Raw genomic sequence first — 19,911 nt, forward strand, 5'->3', positions numbered from 1 at the left:
TTATTTTAAGATAAAAGGAGTCATATTGATGGAATACCCAATCGGCTTACCAGGTATCACAGAAGAGAGACTACAAGAGGTAGAAGTAGAACTCGGCTTCGAGCTTCCGAAAGAACTACGAAACAGGTACAAGCGCGAAAACAAGTTCAGCGTCGGCGAATGGGAATTTCATCCGATCAAGGACGAGCAATATATCAAACGGACATGGGACGATCTCGTTCGTGTTAACACGACGGATGCAGAGGACTATCCATCCGGGTTCTTGCGGATTGCTAGTGACGGAACAGGTGACGAACTCGGGTATCAGCTTCCGGACACGGAGACGATCGTCTTATGGGATCATGAAGAACAAGAGTTGTTTCCGGTAGCACCGACGTTGAAGGCGTTCATTGAAAAGGAACAACAAATGGAACGGAGTGCGGAACAAACAGAACTCTTCGTACAGACAGTTCTTGAGACAGGCGTTGTTTATGGGCTATCGAAGTTTGAGCAGTCGGGCTGGGCGTATTGTCCGTCGAACCAAGAGGAAACGGATGTGCTGTTATTCTTTTCGACGGAAGCAGCAGCGAAGGCTTTACAGACAAAGGAATGGGCGAACTATCACCTGATTCGCTTAGACCTGAATTTGTTCATGAATGGCTGGTTACCGAACATGATCGACGACGGACTCTATTGTGGCTTGAACTGGGGACCGGAGCTCGTCGGACTTGAGCTTGATTCGGAAGATGTTCTGGCAGATCTGGAGGGTTAACATGATTCAGACACTCAGTAAACAAGTGGGTGGCATCACCTATGTCTGGTTCTTGTACCGCGATGGTCGAACGATTCAGATGTATCACGGAGTCACGGAGCAATGGAAACTCGATCAAGATGTCAGTGATTCAATTGAAGAAAAATATACATTTCGGCGCCAAGCAAAACGACGGATGGAGGAATTGATTACAGAGAAGCAAGCGGAAGGATACAAGCAGGATGATATTTACGGGATGCAACCCGGACGGAAAGAACGCGAGACGTTTCGACGCCGGACGAAATGGCTCGCTTATCTTCTTGTTGGACTCGGTCTGTTTCAGTTCGTGACACCGTTCTCTCTATTACCGATTGTTGTATTAGGTATCGGTATCGTTCTGATGTTCTTAGCATTCATCAGTAAAGATCAGTTACCAATGTGGTTACGGATTATCTGTTTCGTCGATTATTTCTTGATGCATGTCAGTTTTCGGCAAGTGCAGTATATTCCGCATCTATTCCCAATCCTTTCGATTGGTACAGGAACGGCACTCTTATTATATCTTCGAAGCAAGCACAAACGTAAAATCGAAAAAATCTCCTGAATGTGGAGATCGCTACATATGAATGAAACAAAGAGATTACGAACCCTTTTAAAGAATCAATTTCTGATATGACTAAAACTTCAAAGCACTGCACAAAGGTAGGGGAAAATGACAGTATGAAAGTAACCTATTCTCACGAAGAATTGTTAGCACTCGAAGATCCATTTGAATATGAGGTGGGATTACCGATCCGGATCGGAGAACTTCCGGCTTCTGTCATCGAAGAAGAGATTCCGGATAGCCGAGAACAATTGGATCGTCTTCTGAAAGATGGCTATACCTTGGTCATTCAGAAACCGCGAATTCCGAACCATTCCGTATTTGCGGCGTTACCCATGATAGCAGAGAATACGGTCATGAAATTGTATATCTGCGAGGCAAATCATTGTGAGGATGCGTTATGGGAAGTTCTGTCTGAGAATGAATACGATCAGCACTGGGCATACTTTTTACTGAAAAAAATCGAAAGTGTCAAATTCGAATTGCCTTATTCGCAAGCATCACAACAATCATTCAAAATCTCTCATCTTGGTACGAATCAACTCGTATATCTACAGTTTGAAACGAATCAAAGCGTGACGTGTCAGTGGGATTAAAAAAGGAGATTCTTCATGAAAACGTATGTCGAAGAGCATAGCGATGCGACACGCATCTTCCCATGGCTTGCGGATGCGAGTTCATCGATTCGCTGTCTATGTGTAGTCGGTGAGATGCTTTTGTTTCCAGAAGACATCGTCCAATTCAAACAAATCAGTAGTGAGATGTTCCGTGACGAGCTAGCGAAAAAGCATGCGCTGGGCACGTATCGCTTTTATGTAGTAGTGCGTGTCGGAAATGAGTTCCAGTCTAAAAGAATCTTTGATTACTACAAGCTGTGGCGTTTGCTCGAACGAGAAGAGATGCTCGAGGGCTTCACCTCTCGAATAGAAGTACCGGTCCAAGTGGGAGAAGAACCGTATTACGTCGGGATCGCTGAATTTGGTCTCGAACAGCTCACGATAGCCATTGAGATGATTAGTGCTTCTCCATCTATGTATACCATTATTTGTACGAATCATGATCGACCATCATATTGTCAGGAGCTACTTGCGCAGGTACATGACATCGGCTTAACAGAAAGCGGAAGTTTACCAGTCACCGAGATAGTTAGGACATTCACCGCACGAGGTTACGCTGTTTGTACGTGGGGGAGTTCGAGTGAAGAACAGGAACTTCAGTGTTTTCTTACTGCAGCCTTCTTATGACAAGGTAGAAAGAGGGGATTCAATGAGTCTGCGTGGTGTATCGTTTGAAATCCCGAATGAACCGGGGCGTGTCTTGATCGACATATTAAGTGCGATCGAGATGAAAGCGTATGATTGGTTTCTTCGCAATTTTGATTTTCCGATTCAAACCATGGACGGGGAATGGTATGACAGTTTAGAAGAGTTTTCAACCAATCAGAAAGCGACAGGACATGAATTAGCGAAATGGCTAAGGGGACCTAGTAATTACCTGATTTTTGCTGAATTGTTTGCATTTCAAAGTGGTCAGACTGAAGAAGTGGGAATGACTTATGAATGGTTTCAAGAAAGCACTTGCCAAATCGCGATTTTGATTTATGATTGCACGTACGTCGAGATCTATTGTAAGGAGCAGCGCGTATCCGAAGCGTTTTATGAGAACGCTGTGAGACGTGGATATACCGGAATCGAGTAGGTGACCGATGACAATGATCCTCGCACCCGTTTGTCGGTCTGGTCAGAATAAGAAGTAGTCCTGACTAACAGATGTAAACGCTAAGCGTTCAAGATGAGAGATATGAACTACTGAGTGTTAATGGAGTAGAGAAAATTCATGAATCAAGAGGTGGAAGAATTCGTTCAAGCGGTTTATCGAACGGTTGTTAAAGAGGGGATGGCGGATTATAAGGACATCTACGAAGAAGAAGTCAATCCAAACGTCAATGACTATACGGCCTGCATCGCGTTTTACCAGCAGTCGAGCGAAGCGGATCAAAAACGGATGAGACAGATGATTGAACAGACGATCATCGATACCGTTTCCCATGTATTTGGCATGCTCGATCACTTTTTGTATGAATGGAAAAATTGCGCATTTTGGAAAAATAGATGAGGTAGAGACGTCTTTCAAGTAACGATGGCAACATCAAACATAAGGAGGAAGCACAATGAGCTTAGCATCATATATCTGTATGGAGAGACAAATTCCTGATCAGTATCTCAATTTGGATGAAGAAGATGAAACACTTCCCTTATATATAGGACCCAGTTTTGCGGATAAAGACTGTCTGTATGAAGTAAAAACGAGACATTTTCATAAATGGTATGTATATGAGATTTCAAGTGATTGGGGAATCGAGATCGTCGAACCTTTTGATTCCAGGGTTTCAAAGGAGTCAAAGGAAAAGCTGCGCTATCTGTTTACGCTCATGAACGACTTCTTAGACGAGGGTGAATCGTTTGAACTGTATACATGTTGGATTGGGGAAGAGTCATATCCAAAAGAGAAAAGCATGACACTGTCTTTAGAACTTAATCAGTTGGAAGACATTGAGATTCCTGAAAGAACCTATATTTTGATCACGAAACAGAGTAAAAGCTAAAAAGCCGCTGATCCACAGCGGCTTCGTTACATATCTTGGAGGGAGCGCTTGTGATTTTACCATTCATCGGTCTTGTTGTCGGTCTCTTCTTATTGATAGTAGGAACGTACTTCATCCGGTCGAAGCATGCGAAGCAGACGCCGTTAGAGGGACATGGGAGTTACGTCGACAACATCGATTCATTCGTTCTTGGCATCCTACTCTCAATCGGAACGATCATTTTTTGTTCGTTGACCGTCAGACAGTATGGTTATATATGTATCGCAGGAGGACTGTTCGTACTGTACTATGTCAATTCTGTCTGGTAAACGATCGAGATGAGGAATTGACTCATCTTGGAAGTAGTACATAAAGCGGAGTAAAGGGAGAGCACGATGATTCAATTATTAAAACAAATCGACGATCAAGTGCACCACATCGTCTATCACCAGGAAGGACGAACGTTGTTTTACCGGGAAGGGATTGCCAGTAAGGAGAAGCAAGAGGGAAGTGACGAACTAGTCCAGGTCAATGTTGAAGCAGCGACCGTGGTAGTCAAATGTCGGCACGTAATAGCAGCATATCGGCAAAAGAAAGAATGGATTCGCCTAAAGAAAGCGGATGGCTACTTCAAGTCAGATTTCCCTTCGTCAAAAACGATGGACAAATGGATTGAACGTCGCAGTAAAAAACGGAAAGTATTTGTCGCACTGTTCACGATGCTTTGTGGACTGTCATCACTGACGGGAGTGTTGCCCGTCCCAGGTTATATTCCGTTATTTTATCTCCCGTGGGTTTGGCCGATGGATGAAGGGAAATCGAGCCGTGCCCGTTTCTATCGCTGGTACGGAGCCATCATGCTGATTCCCTTGGGCGGCACGTCAAAAGACTACTTAAACCCGATTAATCTTTCGATCAGCGGTACGGTGTGCCTCGTCTCCGGTTTTCTCTTACTGTTGCATGTGATTCAAACGCTAAAAGAAGAAGAGACGAAGAAAGTTACTCTATGAAGGACGAGGCGAAACAAATGATTTATTTGAAACGGGAAAACGGTCGGCAGGTTGACCACTGGGTCTGTTACCGAATTGGTCGGACGCTGCATCAGGGTTTTATCCAGGAGAACGAAAGCGGTCAATCGAATGACGGCGAAATGACGAAAGAACGGTATCCGCTGTACATCGGCATGCAAAAAAGAATGCGGCACTTGGCGGAAGAAAAGAAAGCACTTGGCTTTCGGTCGTTGACAGCGGAAGAGGAAGCAGCAATCGTCAACGGTGACGAAGGAATCGATTCAACCTTTCTTAAGCAGGCGATTCGTTATGCCTGGTTGATGCTTTTAATGGGTATTTTACTGTTCGTCAGTCCCTATACGATTCCGAACGTCGTGGCATTCAGCTTAAGTTTATATGTCTGGTGGGGGATTTATGGGAAAACCGGTATTCCGAAAATTGTGCGCAAGTATTTCCACCTGACGCTTTTTATCCTGACACTGTTACAAGTTCTGTCAGTCTTCGGACTGGAAAATGTCCTGCAACCGGTTTATGCGACTAGCTGCATTCTGTCGTCAATTGTTCTTCTTTTACTAGTTGTAAAGCATTACTTGTACCCTTCAAAGAAAGCAAATGAAGGTGCACCGACGATTGAAACCAGTCCGTTGCAAGAGTATTCAGAAGAAGATTGGTGATTGCATTCAATTTTTACAATATCTAAAAAGGGGAAATCAGCTTGCCTAAAAAATCACTGCAGGACCATGCTTTTTACGGAAACATCAAAAAGGTAAAAAAGTGCATCGATCGCGGGGACGATCTGGATGCACTGGATGAAGAAGGAAATTCGGCATTGCACTGGGCAATCGAGGAAGGGAATGACGACATCGTCACGCTGTTACTTGACCACCGGGCAGACATCAACCGACGGAGCCGGCACGGGTTAATGCCGTTGCACCTTGCGTTGTATGAAAACCGGTCCGCTATCGCGATGCAACTGATTGACCGTGGTGCCGCTCTTGATTTTGACGGACACGGATTCACGGCGGTGCACTTCATCGCCGCGCGCTCTGGCAACAAACGAGTCTTGCGTCGTTTACTTGAAGATCAGGCACGTGTTGACTGGCAGACGGACGACGGAGCAGGATATACACCTCTGCATTATGCGGCGCAGGAAGGAAAAACAAAGAAGATTGTCATGTTGGCAGCGGCGGGAGCTGATGTCAATCGCATCGAAATGAACGGATTCACACCATTGCACCTCGCAGCGGGAGAAGGGCATGTCAAAGCGGTGGAAGCGTTACTGGCGGCAGGAGCAGACATCGAAATCGAAAATACGTTAGACGCTAACAATACAGCCCTGATGCTTGCCAGTCAGTATGGTCTGACGGACATCACGAAAGTGTTGCTGGCACACGGTGCAGAGTGGGATCATCAGTCAGGATGCAAAAGGGCGAACAGCGCTCGGCTTTGCATTGAAACACCGGTATCCGGAAATCATTAAGCTGTTACAAACCATACATAGGAGGAAATAAGATGAAAAAATGGATTGGTCTCATCATTCTTGTACAAACGATCTTGTTTGGCATGCTGATTATTCAACTCGACAAGATGACAGATACGATTGCGGAAGCAGGAGCATATATCGCTACGAATGACGGTAGTCTTGCTTGGGGAGGCGGCCTTCCGGTAATGGATTATGTCTTATTTGGCATCTTGATCATTGTCGGGATTTTTCTCCTCATCCCGGAAGAAAAATTAAAGTGAGAACGGTTAAAAAGTTGTAGGTCGATTCAAATGTCAAGTGATAAAATAAAAGATGGGAGATTTTTCCTTATATTGACTTAATTTTATTTAAAAGGATGGGTTCGTATGAAAAAAATAACATTTCGGAATGTGTTAGCAAGCGGTGTCGTGACAGCGCTTGTATTGACAGGGGCTTCCTTTCAGGGGGGAGTCGCGGATGCAGCGACAAAAACAAAGACGACCCAAGTCGTGAAAAAAAAGACGGATTATAAAAAATATCGTGCGAAACAACTGAAAGCTGTTGCTTCATACGATAGCACCCTCTTTCACATGGATCGATTTGGTGGCATCAAGGTGCCGGACTATGTGACTGATCCTGTCTACCGTGCACAAGTTGAACGTTATAATAAAAAAGTCGAGTCGTATAAAAAAGACCATGCAGCTGCGGTCAAAGAAGTCAAAGCACTAAAAAAATTCATTCCTGAAGTGAACACGGCGAAGGAGAAAAAGATAACGGATCGACGTGTCGCGGCCTTGAAGAAAGAAACGGCGCGCTTGAAGGCGAAATCAAAAGCGTTGTTAAAACAGGGCCAGGCCCTGTACAAAGTCATCACAAACTATGAGCAACAACAAATCCTCTCGTTTGAAAGCCGGTACGGTTCAATCAGCGAAGCGTTGACGCTGATCAGCTACCGTGACTATCTCACGCGCTTGGACAACTATTTAACGGAAAACCATTACAGCAAGGATGCAAAAGCGGATATTATCGACCTTAACAGTGAACGGATGTTAAACGCGCGGGAAGAATCGTCAGAACGGTTAGGGGACACGCGTGGCAAGATGTTCCTGTTGATTTACGCCGGTAAATTCGAAGAAGCGAACGAACTCTTTACGTATGCGAAAGACACGATCGTCGTCGAGGAAAACGCCCGATTAGACGCATTGTACACGAAAATCATTGAACGGTATATGAAGAAGTAAATATAAAACAGCATCCTGCCGGGATGCTGTTTTTACGTAAACAAACAGGAAAGGAAGAATCATTCTCCCTTTCCTGTCATCAATTATTTTCCTGGCTTTGTTTTATAGAAGCTGTAGAAGACGCTGATCAGGATGACGAGGACGATCGTACCAAGCGACATCCAGAGTGGCATTTTGTAGACATCACCGAGAATCATCTTCGCTCCGATGAAGACGAGCATGAAGCTGAGACCGTGCTTCAGGTAATAGAAGCGGTCGATCAGGTTCGCGAGGACGAAGTAGAGACTGCGAAGTCCGAGGATTGCCATGATGTTCGCATAGAAGATAATGAACGGGTCACGCGAATAGGCAAAGCTTGCTGCGACCGAGTCGACGGCGAAGACGATATCCGAGATTTCGATGAAGATCAACGCGATCAACAGCGGTGTGAAGAACAATTTGCCGTTGATTCGCTGCGTAAACTTACCGGACGAGATGTCTTGTGTGATCGGCAAACGTTTTTCAAGCCAACGGACCGTCTTGTTCTCTTCAAGCGACGTTTCCTGCCCGATGTTCTTAAACATCATGTAACCGGTGTAGACGAGGAACGCACCGAAGATGTAGTAGACCCAGGCGAAGTTATCAAGGAGCGACACCCCGGCGACGATGAAGATGACGCGGAAGAGAATGGCACCGAGAATGCCCCAGAACAGGACTTTGTGCTGATACTTCAACGGAATCGCAAAGTACGCAAAGACGAGTGAGAAGACGAAGACGTTATCAATCGCAAGTGCCTTTTCGATGAAATAGACGCTCGTGTACTCAATGGCAGCGTCGCTGCCTTGCGCATAAAATAACCAACCGCCAAAGGCAACGGCGAGTCCGATCCAGACGAACGTCCACGTCCAGGCTTCGCGGAGCGAAACCTCATGGGCTTTCCTGTGAAATACGCCAAGGTCCAATGCGAGCATGATGAAGACGATCGCTAAAAATACAATCAATAGTGTCAACAGCGCTTCCTCCTTTTAAGTGGTGTTCTGTTCATATTTCAATTATAGGTTCAAATGAACTTAAAGTAAAGAAGGGAGTGTGCTGCTTTTGTTTAAAAAATCAATCAGACACTTTTTCGCATTAAAATCAAAAGGGACGTCAAAAGGGGAGACTGGTATGGAAAAAACAAGTGCCATCAACAAAACCGCCTGGGAATACCGGGCTTATGAATTTTGGAATCAACGCGACGGATCGCCGGCGGACAAGGCGAAAGCAATCCTGGCCGATCCAAAAGCGAGTCTTAAGAAACATCAGCATTATTTTGGGGAAGTGACCGGCAAAAAGATTGCTAATCTTTGCGGCTCGAACGGACGCAAAGCGGTTCCGCTGGCGTTACTCGGTGCTGACATCACGGTCTTCGACATCTCGGAAGAAAACCGCCGTTATGCGCTGGAGCTTGCCGCCTGTGCCGGGACAGAAATTGAATACATCGTCGGTGATATTTACGAAATGGATTTGAACCGGTATCGCAACCAGTTTGATGTTTTGTATCTTGAAGGCGGGATATTGCATTATTTTCATGATCTGGAGGCGTTCGCGGCGATTTTGTTTGCCTTGCTCAAGCCGGGCGGGAAGCTGATTTTAAGCGACTATCACCCGATCAAACATTGTATTGATGAAGACACGTACATCCCGCGTTATTTCGATCAGGATGTGTACGAAGACAAAATCGCCTATCAATCACATTTTGATCCCGCTGAGCAAACGGAGTTTCCGAAAGTAATGCTGCGGCACTATACGATGAGTGAGATCGTAAACACGGTCATCCGGAACGGCTTCACCCTCGCACAATTGGACGAGCACCGGGGCTGGAACGGCGAAAACATCCCGTGGGAATTCACGCTCGTCGCGACGACATAAAACCCGGCATCCATTTACGGATGCCGGGTTTGTTTTTCGATGGCGTGAAAGATGGGCTGCAAACTCTCGCCGATTGGTGTCAGGCGATAGATGGATGCCGGTCGTTCGATGACTCCGCGTTGTTCGAGTTGCGCGAGACAAACGGTCAACTCAGGTGTGGAATGTGCTGATCCGACTGCTGTCAGTTTTTCGAAGGAACAGGGAGCTTGCAACAGCACCCGAATAATCTGCATCTCGAACTTGGTCCCGAGGATCCGGACCGTATGGTCAAGTGCGCGTATATCAGATGTCATGTGATGCACCTCCTCAACGTAACGGCGGGAAGTGCGGCAAAACATAGGTTCCGAGTTCATCAATGACCTCTTCCGCCGGTCGTTCACTGTCGAACAGGGCGAAGAAAAGGTGGTTGACACCTAGGTCACGGTAGAGATGGAGCAGTTCAATCAAACGATTGCGTCCGATTCGGAATCCAAGTCGGATCGGTGTCGGTTCTTCATCCGGATCAGCAGATAGATCGAGATGCATTGGCATCGAAAACGGGCGGAACCGGGTTATTCCGGCGTCTTGACTCGTCTGGCGCCAATCCTCAATCGCTTTTGCCTGTTCCAAAGGTCCTTGCGGATAATACATCCAGCCGTCCCCGTTGGTTGCAAGCCAGTCCATGTTTTGTTGGGCAAACCCGGTAATCATCGTCGGAATCCGCTTCTGTGGTCGCGGCACGAGTGTCGCACCGGTGACATCGCCGTACTCAGACTGAATCGTCGGGTAGTCCGTATACAATGCTTGCTCCATCACGCGTAACGCTTCTTTAAACTGGACACCCCGACTCGGATGATCAATCCCGAGACCATGAAAATCCGCTTGCCGGTCGCCGGACGAAACACCGAGTATCAGCCGTTCCGGGAACAGTGCGTCAATCGTCGCGAGTTCTTTGGCAGCCCGTAACGGGTGACGGAGCGGCAGGACCAAAGCAGATGTTCCGAGGGCAATCTGTTTCGTCTGACAGAGTAGGTGAGTACCATAAATCAACATGTCATAAATTTGACCGACGGCAGGATCAAGAAAATAAGGATCTTTCAACAGCACGTCGCGTAACCAAAGGGTTGTAAAACCAAACTGATCGGCTTTTTGTGCCAGCTCGATTTGTTTCGCGAGGGTCGGTGTCTGCATCTTAAAATTCTCCAGCGGAATGTGGAGACCGAGCGTCACGGTACATCCGCCGGTAACTGGCATGATTGTCAAGCATGAAATTTCCTCCTTACTGGTGTTCGAGACGACGGGAGACGGCAGTCAAAATGACGGCGAGAATGACCATGATGCCACCGACCCACGGTGTGTGAACGAGTCCAATCGTGTCGGCGACAAGTCCGCCGATCGTTGCACCGAGGGCGATCCCGATGTTAAAGGCGGAGATGTTTAACGCAGACGCGACATCGACGGCAGCCGGGACATATTTTTCAGCGAGCTGAACGATATAGAGTTGCAGTCCCGGGACATTCATGAAGGCGAGCAATCCCATTAGAATAATGCCGATGATACCGGCGACTTTAAACGGAATCATGAATGACAAGGCGATCATGACGATGGCGTGCAAAATGAACATATAGAACAATGCTTTAATCGGATTGCCGTTGGCGAGTTTTCCACCTGCTGCGTTGCCGATCGCGACGGCAATGCCGTAGACGAGCAGGATGATGCTGATCAGGCTCGGACTGATTTTCGTGACGTCCTGCATGATCGGCGTCAAGTAGGTGAAGGCGACAAACGTTCCACCGTAACCAAGCGCAGTGATTAAGAAACCGAGCATCAAGCGCCCGTTCGTCAACAATTTAAACATGTCGGAAAACTTCGCTGGTGGGGATTGTTTCAAGTCTTTTGGAATTAAGAAGAAACTGGCGATGATTGAGACAAGACCTAATGCGGCTACTGCGAAGAACGTCGCGCGCCAACCGAACGCTTGACCGATGAACGTACCAAGCGGGACGCCGGTAACCGTTGCGACCGTCAGTCCGGTGAACATCAAGGCGATGGCACTGGCTTTTTTATCTGCCGGTACGAGCTGAACGGCAATCGTCGCACCGATCGAGAAGAAGACACCGTGCGAGAATGCGGTGATAAAACGGGCGACGATCAACAGTTCAAAACTGGGAGCGACGGCAGAGACGAGATTACCGGCTATAAAGATGACCATCAATGCCATCAGTAACGTTTTCCGGTTCATCCGGTTCGTTAAAGCAGTCAGAATCGGGGCACCGACGGCGACGCCAATCGCGTAACCGGAAATGATCAACCCGGCAAGAGTGATGCCGATATTTAAGTCACCGGCGATGGCAGCAAGCAATCCGACCGGGACGAATTCTGTTGTTCCGATGCCGAAAGCGCTGATTGCGAGGGCAAGCAGGGCGAGGCGACCGTTTTTAGGAACCTGTTCCTGTTCGGAACGGGGGTTTAATTGATTCATGATAATTCCTCCTAAGGTTGAAATGAATAAAAAACAGTTTGTTGCCGGCAGACCGGGCCCAGTCTGCTTGATGAAAAGGAGAAGCTTCTGCATCCCATCATAGAATGGCAAGTTGAATTAAGGAAGTACGCACTTTCAAGTACCATAGGCACTAAAAAGTACCTTACCTACTTTCATCAAATCAATGGACGAAAGCAACTTGTACTTTCTGTTGACAGTTGTTATCATAAACCCATCAAATGCACTTGAGAAGTACACACTTTTAAGTACGATAGTCACTAAAAAGTACCTGTCCCGCTGTACTCCAAGAATCGAAAGGAAGAATCAGCATGGCCTATAACATTCCGGTCGAAGCGACGCTGCAAGTCATCGGAGGCAAATGGAAAGTCGTCATCATGTGTCATCTCATCAAAGGGGAACGACGGACGAGTGAGTTGAAGAAGCTGATGCCGAACATCACGCAAAAAATGTTGACGCAACAATTGCGCGAGCTTGAACAGGACGGTGTCATCATCCGGACCGTCTACGAACAAGTCCCACCGAAAGTCATCTATTCCTTGTCCGACTACGGTTGGTCATTGCGTCCGATTCTCGACGCCATGTGTGCGTGGGGCGAAGGACATATCGATTTGACGGGTGAGGAAGTCGTTTCTTCTTAAAGCGGACCATCATACTGCACAGCAAAACGACCGTCCTGATTTCAGGCGGTCGTTTTTGTTAGTACGATTGAAGTGTTTGACCGTGCGAAAGGATTAGAGATTAAAACGGCAAATTCCTTATTAAGGAAATTCATTTCTTAATAGGAGGTGGTCCGTTTATGCTGTCTGTCGATGCATGGTTTTACATTTATTTTGCAACTGGAGCAGTGGTTGTTTTTCTCATCGGTTGCGGGATTGCCAAGAAAACACAAAAGCAGGACAGCGGCTTTTCGTTTATCCTGCTGATGAGCGTGGTGTTGTTTGCGGCTCTAGCTTACTGGTTCAACGGTGCGGCTAAAGAAGTGTTCATGGGAACATTACCTTGGCTGATCAATCTCATATTCGGCGGCGTACTTCTGATCATGTTCCTTGCCGGTTCGAAAATGATGTTCAAAAGAATATAAAGGTCAGTTGCAATCGACGGACGGTTTCTTTCATAGGACCATCCGTATGTACGTGGTTAAAGAGGGTGACGACTCCCTCGTCGTTCGATGACGAGAATGTGATCCGTGATTTCTTCCGGTTCGTCGTCGAACGGATCATACGTGATTCGTTCGGACAACCGGATTTGGTATTGCTCCAAACCCTCGATGGTTTGCAAATAGTCCGGCAATCTTTCGGTCGAATCCGTTAACGTTGGATCGGTAAACGGAAAATTATCGTCGTTCGAATTATTTGTATGGATAAAAACGGCGTCCAATCCTGCATCCAACTGGGACAGTTCGATCCAGAGCTGGTACGGTTGTCCCCACGTTTGAAGAGCGGTGTTTAACTCATCCATCAGATGAAACAAGGCCTGGACATGTGCTGTTCGCATCTTAAGGTGACCGTTTCCGTGTCCGTCGAAATCGAGGTGGACGTGCCAAAAATCGAACCAGCTGTCAGGACTGAAATCGAGCGGATGGGCGCTGAGTTGTTGTTCTTTTTGAAGATTTCGGAAGTAGCGCCGTTTGCCTCTGAATTTTTTCATGTCTTTAGTACTCCTTTACGTGAATCGAGTTATGTAATTATCTTTTTTAAACGTCAAACTAAGTTGAATAAAGCGAATCGGATAATTTTTGATTAAATATCGTTAATTTCTGTTTTTACTTGGTGGTAAATGGAAATTCCTATATAATGTGAATTAACATTAGTTCGCTTTAAATACATCTTTACTGAACTATGAAATGAGGAGGTTTTTACATTGGAAAAATTTTCTTCAGATATTCGTTTGGTCTCTCAAAGGATTCAACAAATTCAACATTCGATTTCTACCGAAGAAGCTACTAAAACCGCTTTAATTATGCCGTTTTTTCAAACGTTGGGTTATGACGTATTTAATCCGGCAGAGTTCACTCCGGAGTATATTGCTGACGTCGGAATAAAAAAGGGTGAAAAGGTTGATTATGCAATCATGGATCAGGGACAGCCGACTATTTTTATTGAAGCTAAATCAATTCGAGAACCTCTCACGAAACATGATTCGCAACTGTTTAGGTACTATGGAACGACACAAGCTAAGTTTGCTATTTTAACGAATGGCGACACTTATCGATTCTACACGGATTTAGAAACACCCAACGTAATGGATACTGTTCCATTCTTTGAAATTACACTGTCTACCATTAAGGATAATGAAATCAAAGAGCTGTACAAATTTAAAAAACAAGAATTTAACGTCAACACGATTCTCTCTACAGCAGAGGAACTATAAAATATTTAAGTGCGATTAAAGAACAGTTAAAAACACAATCACAGTTACCGAGCGACGAGTTTATTAGATTACTGATTCAAGACTGCTATCAAGGGATTAAAACGCAAACTGTGGTTGATAAGTTTAGACCTATCGTTTCGAAAGCGTTTACGCAGTTCATGAATGAGAATATGAATGAACGAATCAAACATGTAATTTCAGGAGACTCGGAATCATCGACGGTCTCTGTTCCTTCCTCATCAGAGTTAGAAGCAGAAAATACCATCGATGAACCGGCTATAGATATTCCATCACAGCCTTCGATTGAAACCACACAAGAAGAAATTGAGGGGTATGCGACCGTAAAGGTGTTACTTGGATCGACAGTCGATAAAAATCGAATTTTTTATCGGGATAACGCGAGCTACTTTAACATTCTGATTGATGATAGTAATCGGAAATGGGTCTGTCGTTTGCACCTTAATTCATTAACAAATAAATATATAACTTTCCGTGATGAACCGAATGTGCGACATAAAATTAATGAAGTATATGAAATCGAACAATATAAAGAGCGCTTATCAGATATCGTCAACAAAATCATTGCTTCAACTTAATTTCCTTATTTAGATGTCTGTCTTCACAGAATTTATGGCTAGGAAGCCCGCTGCTTCAGTGGTTGGAATGTCAGTTACAATTCTTACTTTTGATAGCGAGGGCATTGACGTGATTTCCGACATGAATCGCTTTTAAGGGAAAGGGTAACCAAAACCAGCCCTGCATCGTAGCGTAGCGGCGTACAAGATTGGCGCTAAGAGGCGATTTGAGAAAAGAATGAAATGAGCGGCTAAACATTCATGAACACCAGATTTTTAATTGTTTTACAACATGCCTACCTTTAGCGAGGTAGGTTTTTTTATTTCATTTCAGTAATTTTATTTTAATTTGTTTACGCTTTCAATTAAAACATTGTTTCTTAAATGAGGACTTGCTATACTGTTGGTGAACACGGGGAACTTGCGCACGAATTACGGATCAACGAGCGATGTACAGTCAAAACGATGTTTTTATATTACATTGTCTTATAACGGTCAATGATTTCATTAAAGGGGAGCTGAGCACATGGGACAGAAACTCAACTGGACGGCAACACTCGGATTGACAACGGCGCTACTCGCTGCGTCGCTACCGATGCAACCGGTCGCGGCGGAAACGACACCATCCGTCACGGAGCGGGTCGACGCACAACTGGATCAGATGACGCTCGAACAGAAAATCGGACAAATGATCATGCCGGATTTCCGGCTATGGGACGGGGTCAACCATACGCAGTTGGCACCGGAAGTCGGACGGGTCATCGACCGGTTTGACTTAGGCGGCGTCATCTTGTTTGCGGAAAATGTCAGTGCAACGGAGCAGACGACGAAACTGGTCCATGACTTGCAGGAAGTCATCAAAAGTGACGCGAGTAACGACATTCCTCTGTTCGTGACGATTGATCAGGAAGGCGGCATCGTGACACGCCTCGGGACGGGGACGAATTTACCGGGCAACATGGCAATCGGGGCGACCCGCAGTCCGGCTTATGCGGAAGCGGCAGGCGGTATCATCGGGTCCGAGTTGAAGGCCCTCGGCATCAACGTCAACTTTGGTCCGGTCCTAGACGTCAACAACAACCCGAGCAATCCGGTCATCGGCGTCCGCTCGTTTTCGAGTGATCCGAACCTGGTTGGGGAACTCGGTTCGGCAATGACACGCGGCATCCAGGAGCAAGGTGTCGTTGCGACGGCGAAACACTTCCCGGGACACGGCGATACGGCGGTCGATTCGCATTACGGTCTGCCGGTCGTCGATAAATCACTTGAAGCATTACAACAGCTTGAACTGATTCCGTTTAAACGGGCGATTGCGGAAGGCATCGACATGATCATGACGGCACATATCGGCATGCCGCAAATTGAAGATGAAGTCGTCGAGTCCAAACAAGGGACGTTCCCGTTACCGGCGACGTTGTCGGATGACGTCATCACCGGTGTCCTGCGCGAAGAACTCGGCTATGACGGACTTGTCGTCACCGATGCCTTGAACATGCAGGCGATTGCCGACAACTTCACGGAGTCGGAAGCCGTCATCAAGACGTTTAAAGCAGGCGTCGATATCGCCTTGATGCCGACGATTTTAAGATCCGCGAGCGACGTGACGAAACTGGAGTCGATTTTTGACGACGTGATTGAAGCCGTCGAAAGTGGTGACTTAAAAGAAGCGGACATCAATCGTTCCGTCGAGCGGATTCTGACGCTCAAAGCGACACGCGGCATTTGGAAGGAAACGGACAAACCAGTCACGCTCGATGAAAAACTGGCCCAAGCGAATACAATCGTCGGTAGTCCGGAACATAAAGCGCTTGAGCGGCAGATGACGGAAGCGGCGGTCACGCTCGTCAAAAATGATCGGAAGACATTGCCGTTCAAACCGAAAAAAGGCGAGACGATCCTTGTCCTGTCACCGGCAAAAGATCAGACGGACAGTATGGTCAAGACGATCCGGTCGCTTGAAAAAAACGCCGGTAACCTGAAACGCGTCAACATCTTGACGGAAAATTATACAGCGTCGACACCGCACCTGGATCAAAACCAGGTCTTGCAAGAAAAGCTGGATGCGGCGGACTACATCATCATCGGCTCAAACGTCAACAACAGTGACAAGCTGAAAGCAACGTCGGCGGATCATTATGTACCGGCGGAAGTCTTCCGTCAGGCGAAACGCACAAAAACACCGTCTGTCATGCTCAGTCTCCGGAATCCGTATGATGTCGCCGTGCAACCGGACGCGAAAGCGCAACTGCTTGTGTACGGTTTTAAGGGCGATCCGAATGGTCCCGATTCGGAAGCCGGGAACACGAAATCGGCCGGACCGAATTTACCGGCAGGAATCCGTGCCATCTTTGGTGAAGTGAAACCACAGGGGAAACTGCCGGTCGATGTCCCGAAATTTGAGGATGGTCTCTTTAAAGAGGCGCTTCATCTCGAGTTTGGAGACGGGTTCCGGAATTGGAACCGGTAAGTGTGAAGGGAATAGATGAGCTCAATCAATCGGATTGGGCTTTCCCTATTGACTCTTTTGCAATAAAATTTTAATGGTTTGTTAAGAAGAGTAAACTAAAGTTTTTTAAAAGGTTACATAGTGAGTAGAGAGGGTGTTGACGATGTTAGATAAATTAGCAACAGAACGACGAAACGAACGAACGATGCACCTGGACGACATGGCGGTCGAAGACATGTTGACCGTCATGAACGCGGAAGATCAAACGGTCGCCACTGTCATTCGACAGGAAATCCCGGTCATCAAACAAGTCGTCGAGCGCGTCATTCAGTCGTTTCAAGTAGGTGGGCGCTTGATTTACATCGGAGCCGGCACGAGCGGGCGCCTCGGTGTCCTCGACGCGGCGGAATGTGTGCCGACGTTCGGTGTCTCGCCGGACATGGTCGTCGGACTGATTGCGGGTGGGGAACGGGCACTGATTCAAGCCGTCGAAGGGGCGGAAGACAGTCAGACGCTTGCTGTTGAAGATTTACAGGCACTTAAAGTAAACGTAAACGACACCGTCATCGGCATCGCGGCGAGCGGACGGACACCGTATGTCATCGGCGGACTTGATTATGCACACGAAGTCGGTGCGACGACGGCTGCCCTGTCCTGTAACAAACAAGCGGTCATCAGTAAGCACGCGCAGTACAAGATTGAAGTCGAAACCGGACCGGAAGTCTTGACCGGTTCGACTCGACTCAAGGCGGGCACGGCACAAAAACTTGTCCTGAACATGATTTCGACGGCGGCGATGATCGGCGTCGGAAAGGTTTATCAAAACTTGATGGTCGACGTCCAGTCGACGAACGAAAAGTTAGAAGTCCGTGCGAAACGGATGATTGTCGAAGCGACCGGGGTTGACGGAGAGACGGCAGCGCGTACTTTCACTTCGGCGAACGGTCACGTCAAGACGGCGATCGTGATGATTTTAGCCGACATATCGTATGATGAAGCAGTCGAACGCTTGCACCGCGCAAACGGATTCGTCCGTGATGCACTTTAAGGGGGGATAAAAGATGAAAAAAGAAGAAATCTTGGCGGAAGCCATCCTCGCACAGGTCGGGGGAACGGATAACATTCGGCAACTCGCCCACTGCATGACACGGGTCCGGTTGTCGCTGAAAGACCCGACGAAAGCAGACATCGAGGCACTTAAACAAATCGACGGTGTCATGGGTGTCATCGATGACGAGACGTTACAACTCGTCGTCGGACCGGGGACCGTCAACCGGGTCGCGGATCATCTCAGCCGCACGACAGGACTTGCAATCGGTGAGGAATCGGTCGATGAAAACTTGACGTTCGAGGAACGGGCCGCGATCGAACGGCAAAAAGTTAAAGAGAAACAAAAGTCCCCGTTCAAGCGCTTCTTACGCCGGATCGGGAACATCTTCATCCCGCTCATCCCGGGACTGGTCGCATCCGGAATCATCAACGGCGGAGCGAACTTCGCGAAGAATGCCGGAGTCGATGCAACAGTGACCTGGATGCAGATTCTATTGTTACTCGGAAGTACCGTCTTTGCCTACTTAGCGATCCTCGTCGGCTGGAATACGGCGAAGGAGTTTGGCGGCACACCTGTCCTCGGAGCGATTGCCGGCGGGATTTTATTTAATCCGTTACTCGTCGACATCGTTATATACGGGGAACCGCTCGTCGTCGGTCGGGGCGGACTGTTTGGTGTCATCTTTGCCGCCTGGCTAATGACCTATCTTGAAAAACACATCCGCCGCTTCATGCCGGTCTCGATCGATATCATCTTTACACCGCTGTTTACGGTCTTGATTGTCGGCTTTACGGCACTTTATGCAATCATGCCGGTCGCCGGCATCTTGTCCGACGGCATCATGTTAGGCATCAATGCAACGCTTGAAGTCGGTGGACCACTCGCCGGTGCCGTGCTCGCCGGATTCTTCCTGCCGCTCGTCATGGTCGGTCTCCATCATGGCTTGACACCGATTCATTTGGAGCTCCTGAACACGATTGGCGATACGCCACTCTTACCGATTCTCGCGATGGCAGGTGCCGGACAAGTCGGGGCGGCACTGGCGATTTTCGTCAAGACGCGGAATCAGCGTTTACGTAACATCATCAAGGGGGCGATTCCGGTCGGTTTCCTCGGGATCGGTGAACCGCTATTGTACGGGGTCACGTTGCCGCTCGGTCGTCCATTCTTGACGGCTTGTATGGGAGCGGCCGTCGGTGGTGCGTTCCAGGCGACGATGAAGACGACGGCGCTTGGAATCGGTGTATCCGGTCTATCATTGACACCGTTGATTGATAACGGGATGTACTTGACGTATATCGCTGGTCTCGTCATCTCATACGCGGCAGGATTCCTGTTTACGTATTGGTTTGGCTTTAAGGAGGAAATGGCAGACGGGATTTAACGGGGATAGAGGATTTCAGAAGAAATAAAAAGATGGAAGATCACGTTTGAGGTGATGTTCCATCTTTTTTTGACTCCCGGCC

26 protein-coding genes are annotated in these 19,911 nt (G+C 47.3%); 21 read left to right on the forward strand and 5 right to left on the reverse strand.

All coding sequences use genetic code 11. The features are described from left to right. Positions 1–28 precede the first annotated feature (28 nt). The 13 genes from KNP99_RS01220 to KNP99_RS01280 all read left to right on the forward strand — a co-directional run bounded on the left by KNP99_RS01220 (position 29) and on the right by KNP99_RS01280 (position 7,631). The gene (locus tag KNP99_RS01220) at positions 29–751 is read left to right on the forward strand and encodes a DUF2750 domain-containing protein (protein ID WP_214769501.1); all 723 of its coding nucleotides are present in this window, start codon (positions 29–31) and stop codon (positions 749–751) included. Position 752: 1 nt separating this feature from the next. Next, positions 753–1,334, forward strand: a complete 582-nt coding sequence (locus KNP99_RS01225) for a hypothetical protein (RefSeq protein ID WP_214845534.1) — start codon at positions 753–755, stop codon at positions 1,332–1,334. Positions 1,335–1,450: 116 nt separating this feature from the next. Beyond that, entirely contained in the window at positions 1,451–1,930 is a 480-nt protein-coding gene (locus KNP99_RS01230; RefSeq protein WP_214845536.1) for a hypothetical protein, read from the forward strand. A 15-nt stretch (positions 1,931–1,945) separates the two neighbouring features. Then, positions 1,946–2,578: a hypothetical protein gene (locus KNP99_RS01235; protein ID WP_214845538.1), complete on the forward strand. Its 633-nt coding sequence runs from the start codon at positions 1,946–1,948 to the stop codon at positions 2,576–2,578. Positions 2,579–2,600: 22 nt separating this feature from the next. Then, positions 2,601–3,032, forward strand: a complete 432-nt coding sequence (locus KNP99_RS01240; RefSeq protein ID WP_214845540.1) for a DUF2691 family protein — start codon at positions 2,601–2,603, stop codon at positions 3,030–3,032. Between the two features lie 138 nt (positions 3,033–3,170). Continuing rightward, positions 3,171–3,449, forward strand: coding sequence for a hypothetical protein (locus KNP99_RS01245; RefSeq protein ID WP_214811211.1), 279 nt, complete (start codon positions 3,171–3,173; stop codon positions 3,447–3,449). A 55-nt stretch (positions 3,450–3,504) separates the two neighbouring features. Then, positions 3,505–3,939: a hypothetical protein gene (locus KNP99_RS01250; RefSeq protein ID WP_214845542.1), complete on the forward strand. Its 435-nt coding sequence runs from the start codon at positions 3,505–3,507 to the stop codon at positions 3,937–3,939. Positions 3,940–3,989: 50 nt separating this feature from the next. Further along, positions 3,990–4,247, forward strand: a complete 258-nt coding sequence (locus KNP99_RS01255) for a hypothetical protein (protein ID WP_214769483.1) — start codon at positions 3,990–3,992, stop codon at positions 4,245–4,247. 66 nt (positions 4,248–4,313) lie between these two features. Next, positions 4,314–4,928: a hypothetical protein gene (locus KNP99_RS01260; RefSeq protein ID WP_214845544.1), complete on the forward strand. Its 615-nt coding sequence runs from the start codon at positions 4,314–4,316 to the stop codon at positions 4,926–4,928. A gap of 17 nt (positions 4,929–4,945) precedes the next feature. Further along, the gene (locus tag KNP99_RS01265; protein ID WP_214804801.1) at positions 4,946–5,602 is read left to right on the forward strand and encodes a UbiA prenyltransferase family protein; all 657 of its coding nucleotides are present in this window, start codon (positions 4,946–4,948) and stop codon (positions 5,600–5,602) included. A 41-nt stretch (positions 5,603–5,643) separates the two neighbouring features. Beyond that, positions 5,644–6,408 (forward strand): ankyrin repeat domain-containing protein, encoded by a 765-nt coding sequence (locus tag KNP99_RS01270; RefSeq protein WP_214804799.1) that lies wholly within the window; start codon positions 5,644–5,646, stop codon positions 6,406–6,408. Positions 6,409–6,440: 32 nt separating this feature from the next. Further along, the gene (locus tag KNP99_RS01275) at positions 6,441–6,671 is read left to right on the forward strand and encodes a hypothetical protein (protein WP_251133026.1); all 231 of its coding nucleotides are present in this window, start codon (positions 6,441–6,443) and stop codon (positions 6,669–6,671) included. A gap of 105 nt (positions 6,672–6,776) precedes the next feature. Beyond that, positions 6,777–7,631 (forward strand): hypothetical protein, encoded by an 855-nt coding sequence (locus tag KNP99_RS01280; RefSeq protein WP_214801373.1) that lies wholly within the window; start codon positions 6,777–6,779, stop codon positions 7,629–7,631. Between the two features lie 83 nt (positions 7,632–7,714). On the opposite strand, the gene KNP99_RS01285 is transcribed toward KNP99_RS01280, so the two are convergent. Then, positions 7,715–8,620 (reverse strand): TerC family protein, encoded by a 906-nt coding sequence (locus tag KNP99_RS01285; protein ID WP_214765738.1) that lies wholly within the window; start codon positions 8,618–8,620, stop codon positions 7,715–7,717. A 157-nt stretch (positions 8,621–8,777) separates the two neighbouring features. Here KNP99_RS01285 and KNP99_RS01290 point away from each other — a divergent pair, with 157 nt between their 5' ends. Beyond that, on the forward strand, positions 8,778–9,521 hold the full coding sequence (locus tag KNP99_RS01290) for a class I SAM-dependent methyltransferase (RefSeq protein WP_214845545.1): 744 nt from the start codon (positions 8,778–8,780) through the stop codon (positions 9,519–9,521). A gap of 14 nt (positions 9,522–9,535) precedes the next feature. Here KNP99_RS01290 and KNP99_RS01295 read toward each other — a convergent pair whose 3' ends face one another. Genes KNP99_RS01295 through KNP99_RS01305 form a run of 3 tightly spaced genes read right to left on the reverse strand, consistent with a single transcriptional unit; the run spans position 9,536 to position 11,982 of the window. Next, the gene (locus KNP99_RS01295; RefSeq protein ID WP_214765743.1) at positions 9,536–9,814 is read right to left on the reverse strand and encodes a winged helix-turn-helix transcriptional regulator; all 279 of its coding nucleotides are present in this window, start codon (positions 9,812–9,814) and stop codon (positions 9,536–9,538) included. Positions 9,815–9,827: 13 nt separating this feature from the next. Then, on the reverse strand, positions 9,828–10,754 hold the full coding sequence (locus KNP99_RS01300) for a TIGR03571 family LLM class oxidoreductase (RefSeq protein WP_214845775.1): 927 nt from the start codon (positions 10,752–10,754) through the stop codon (positions 9,828–9,830). Between the two features lie 25 nt (positions 10,755–10,779). Further along, the gene (locus tag KNP99_RS01305) at positions 10,780–11,982 is read right to left on the reverse strand and encodes an MFS transporter (protein WP_214804791.1); all 1,203 of its coding nucleotides are present in this window, start codon (positions 11,980–11,982) and stop codon (positions 10,780–10,782) included. Positions 11,983–12,311: 329 nt separating this feature from the next. On the opposite strand from KNP99_RS01305, the gene KNP99_RS01310 reads away from it, so the two are divergent. Together KNP99_RS01310 and KNP99_RS01315 are read left to right on the forward strand one after the other, a co-directional pair. Next, positions 12,312–12,641 carry a winged helix-turn-helix transcriptional regulator gene (locus KNP99_RS01310; protein ID WP_012370213.1) on the forward strand — a complete coding sequence of 110 codons (330 nt, stop codon included), beginning with the start codon at positions 12,312–12,314 and terminating at the stop codon, positions 12,639–12,641. A 158-nt stretch (positions 12,642–12,799) separates the two neighbouring features. Then, positions 12,800–13,084 (forward strand): hypothetical protein, encoded by a 285-nt coding sequence (locus KNP99_RS01315; protein WP_214845546.1) that lies wholly within the window; start codon positions 12,800–12,802, stop codon positions 13,082–13,084. A 56-nt stretch (positions 13,085–13,140) separates the two neighbouring features. Here the strand turns inward: KNP99_RS01315 and KNP99_RS01320 are convergent, their stop codons facing one another. After that, complete coding sequence (locus KNP99_RS01320; RefSeq protein WP_214845547.1) at positions 13,141–13,650, reverse strand: hypothetical protein; 510 nt, start codon at positions 13,648–13,650, stop codon at positions 13,141–13,143. Positions 13,651–13,863: 213 nt separating this feature from the next. On the opposite strand from KNP99_RS01320, the gene KNP99_RS15260 reads away from it, so the two are divergent. The 5 genes from KNP99_RS15260 to KNP99_RS01340 all read left to right on the forward strand — a co-directional run bounded on the left by KNP99_RS15260 (position 13,864) and on the right by KNP99_RS01340 (position 19,829). Beyond that, positions 13,864–14,373 (forward strand): type I restriction endonuclease, encoded by a 510-nt coding sequence (locus tag KNP99_RS15260; RefSeq protein WP_251133027.1) that lies wholly within the window; start codon positions 13,864–13,866, stop codon positions 14,371–14,373. Positions 14,374–14,543: 170 nt separating this feature from the next. Then, positions 14,544–14,969: a hypothetical protein gene (locus KNP99_RS15265; protein ID WP_251133028.1), complete on the forward strand. Its 426-nt coding sequence runs from the start codon at positions 14,544–14,546 to the stop codon at positions 14,967–14,969. A gap of 505 nt (positions 14,970–15,474) precedes the next feature. Beyond that, positions 15,475–17,415 carry a glycoside hydrolase family 3 protein gene (locus KNP99_RS01330; protein ID WP_214845549.1) on the forward strand — a complete coding sequence of 647 codons (1,941 nt, stop codon included), beginning with the start codon at positions 15,475–15,477 and terminating at the stop codon, positions 17,413–17,415. Positions 17,416–17,557: 142 nt separating this feature from the next. Next, positions 17,558–18,442: an N-acetylmuramic acid 6-phosphate etherase gene (gene murQ / locus KNP99_RS01335; RefSeq protein ID WP_214804783.1), complete on the forward strand. Its 885-nt coding sequence runs from the start codon at positions 17,558–17,560 to the stop codon at positions 18,440–18,442. Between the two features lie 13 nt (positions 18,443–18,455). Then, entirely contained in the window at positions 18,456–19,829 is a 1,374-nt protein-coding gene (locus KNP99_RS01340; protein WP_214807988.1) for a PTS transporter subunit EIIC, read from the forward strand. Positions 19,830–19,911 lie beyond the last annotated feature (82 nt).

It is taken from the genome of Exiguobacterium sp. s95 (assembly GCF_018618655.1).
GTDB lineage: Bacteria > Bacillota > Bacilli > Exiguobacteriales > Exiguobacteriaceae > Exiguobacterium_A > Exiguobacterium_A oxidotolerans.

What these genes read in the sequence shown, in the direction of transcription:
- KNP99_RS01275 (WP_251133026.1), top strand. Translation starts at nt 6,441, where the DNA reads ATGAAAAAATGGATTGGTCTCATCATTCTTGTACAAACGATCTTGTTT.
- KNP99_RS01280 (WP_214801373.1), top strand. Translation starts at nt 6,777, where the DNA reads ATGAAAAAAATAACATTTCGGAATGTGTTAGCAAGCGGTGTCGTGACA.
- KNP99_RS01340 (WP_214807988.1), top strand. Translation starts at nt 18,456, where the DNA reads ATGAAAAAAGAAGAAATCTTGGCGGAAGCCATCCTCGCACAGGTCGGG.
- KNP99_RS01260 (WP_214845544.1), top strand. Translation starts at nt 4,314, where the DNA reads ATGATTCAATTATTAAAACAAATCGACGATCAAGTGCACCACATCGTC.
- KNP99_RS01320 (WP_214845547.1), bottom strand. Translation starts at nt 13,650, where the DNA reads ATGAAAAAATTCAGAGGCAAACGGCGCTACTTCCGAAATCTTCAAAAA.
- KNP99_RS01310 (WP_012370213.1), top strand. Translation starts at nt 12,312, where the DNA reads ATGGCCTATAACATTCCGGTCGAAGCGACGCTGCAAGTCATCGGAGGC.
- KNP99_RS01225 (WP_214845534.1), top strand. Translation starts at nt 753, where the DNA reads ATGATTCAGACACTCAGTAAACAAGTGGGTGGCATCACCTATGTCTGG.
- KNP99_RS01250 (WP_214845542.1), top strand. Translation starts at nt 3,505, where the DNA reads ATGAGCTTAGCATCATATATCTGTATGGAGAGACAAATTCCTGATCAG.
- KNP99_RS01245 (WP_214811211.1), top strand. Translation starts at nt 3,171, where the DNA reads ATGAATCAAGAGGTGGAAGAATTCGTTCAAGCGGTTTATCGAACGGTT.
- KNP99_RS01305 (WP_214804791.1), bottom strand. Translation starts at nt 11,982, where the DNA reads ATGAATCAATTAAACCCCCGTTCCGAACAGGAACAGGTTCCTAAAAAC.
- KNP99_RS01230 (WP_214845536.1), top strand. Translation starts at nt 1,451, where the DNA reads ATGAAAGTAACCTATTCTCACGAAGAATTGTTAGCACTCGAAGATCCA.
- KNP99_RS01240 (WP_214845540.1), top strand. Translation starts at nt 2,601, where the DNA reads ATGAGTCTGCGTGGTGTATCGTTTGAAATCCCGAATGAACCGGGGCGT.
- KNP99_RS01265 (WP_214804801.1), top strand. Translation starts at nt 4,946, where the DNA reads ATGATTTATTTGAAACGGGAAAACGGTCGGCAGGTTGACCACTGGGTC.
- KNP99_RS01315 (WP_214845546.1), top strand. Translation starts at nt 12,800, where the DNA reads ATGCTGTCTGTCGATGCATGGTTTTACATTTATTTTGCAACTGGAGCA.
- KNP99_RS01290 (WP_214845545.1), top strand. Translation starts at nt 8,778, where the DNA reads ATGGAAAAAACAAGTGCCATCAACAAAACCGCCTGGGAATACCGGGCT.
- KNP99_RS01220 (WP_214769501.1), top strand. Translation starts at nt 29, where the DNA reads ATGGAATACCCAATCGGCTTACCAGGTATCACAGAAGAGAGACTACAA.
- murQ (WP_214804783.1), top strand. Translation starts at nt 17,558, where the DNA reads ATGTTAGATAAATTAGCAACAGAACGACGAAACGAACGAACGATGCAC.
- KNP99_RS01330 (WP_214845549.1), top strand. Translation starts at nt 15,475, where the DNA reads ATGGGACAGAAACTCAACTGGACGGCAACACTCGGATTGACAACGGCG.
- KNP99_RS15265 (WP_251133028.1), top strand. Translation starts at nt 14,544, where the DNA reads ATGAATGAACGAATCAAACATGTAATTTCAGGAGACTCGGAATCATCG.
- KNP99_RS01300 (WP_214845775.1), bottom strand. Translation starts at nt 10,754, where the DNA reads ATGCCAGTTACCGGCGGATGTACCGTGACGCTCGGTCTCCACATTCCG.
- KNP99_RS01295 (WP_214765743.1), bottom strand. Translation starts at nt 9,814, where the DNA reads ATGACATCTGATATACGCGCACTTGACCATACGGTCCGGATCCTCGGG.
- KNP99_RS01235 (WP_214845538.1), top strand. Translation starts at nt 1,946, where the DNA reads ATGAAAACGTATGTCGAAGAGCATAGCGATGCGACACGCATCTTCCCA.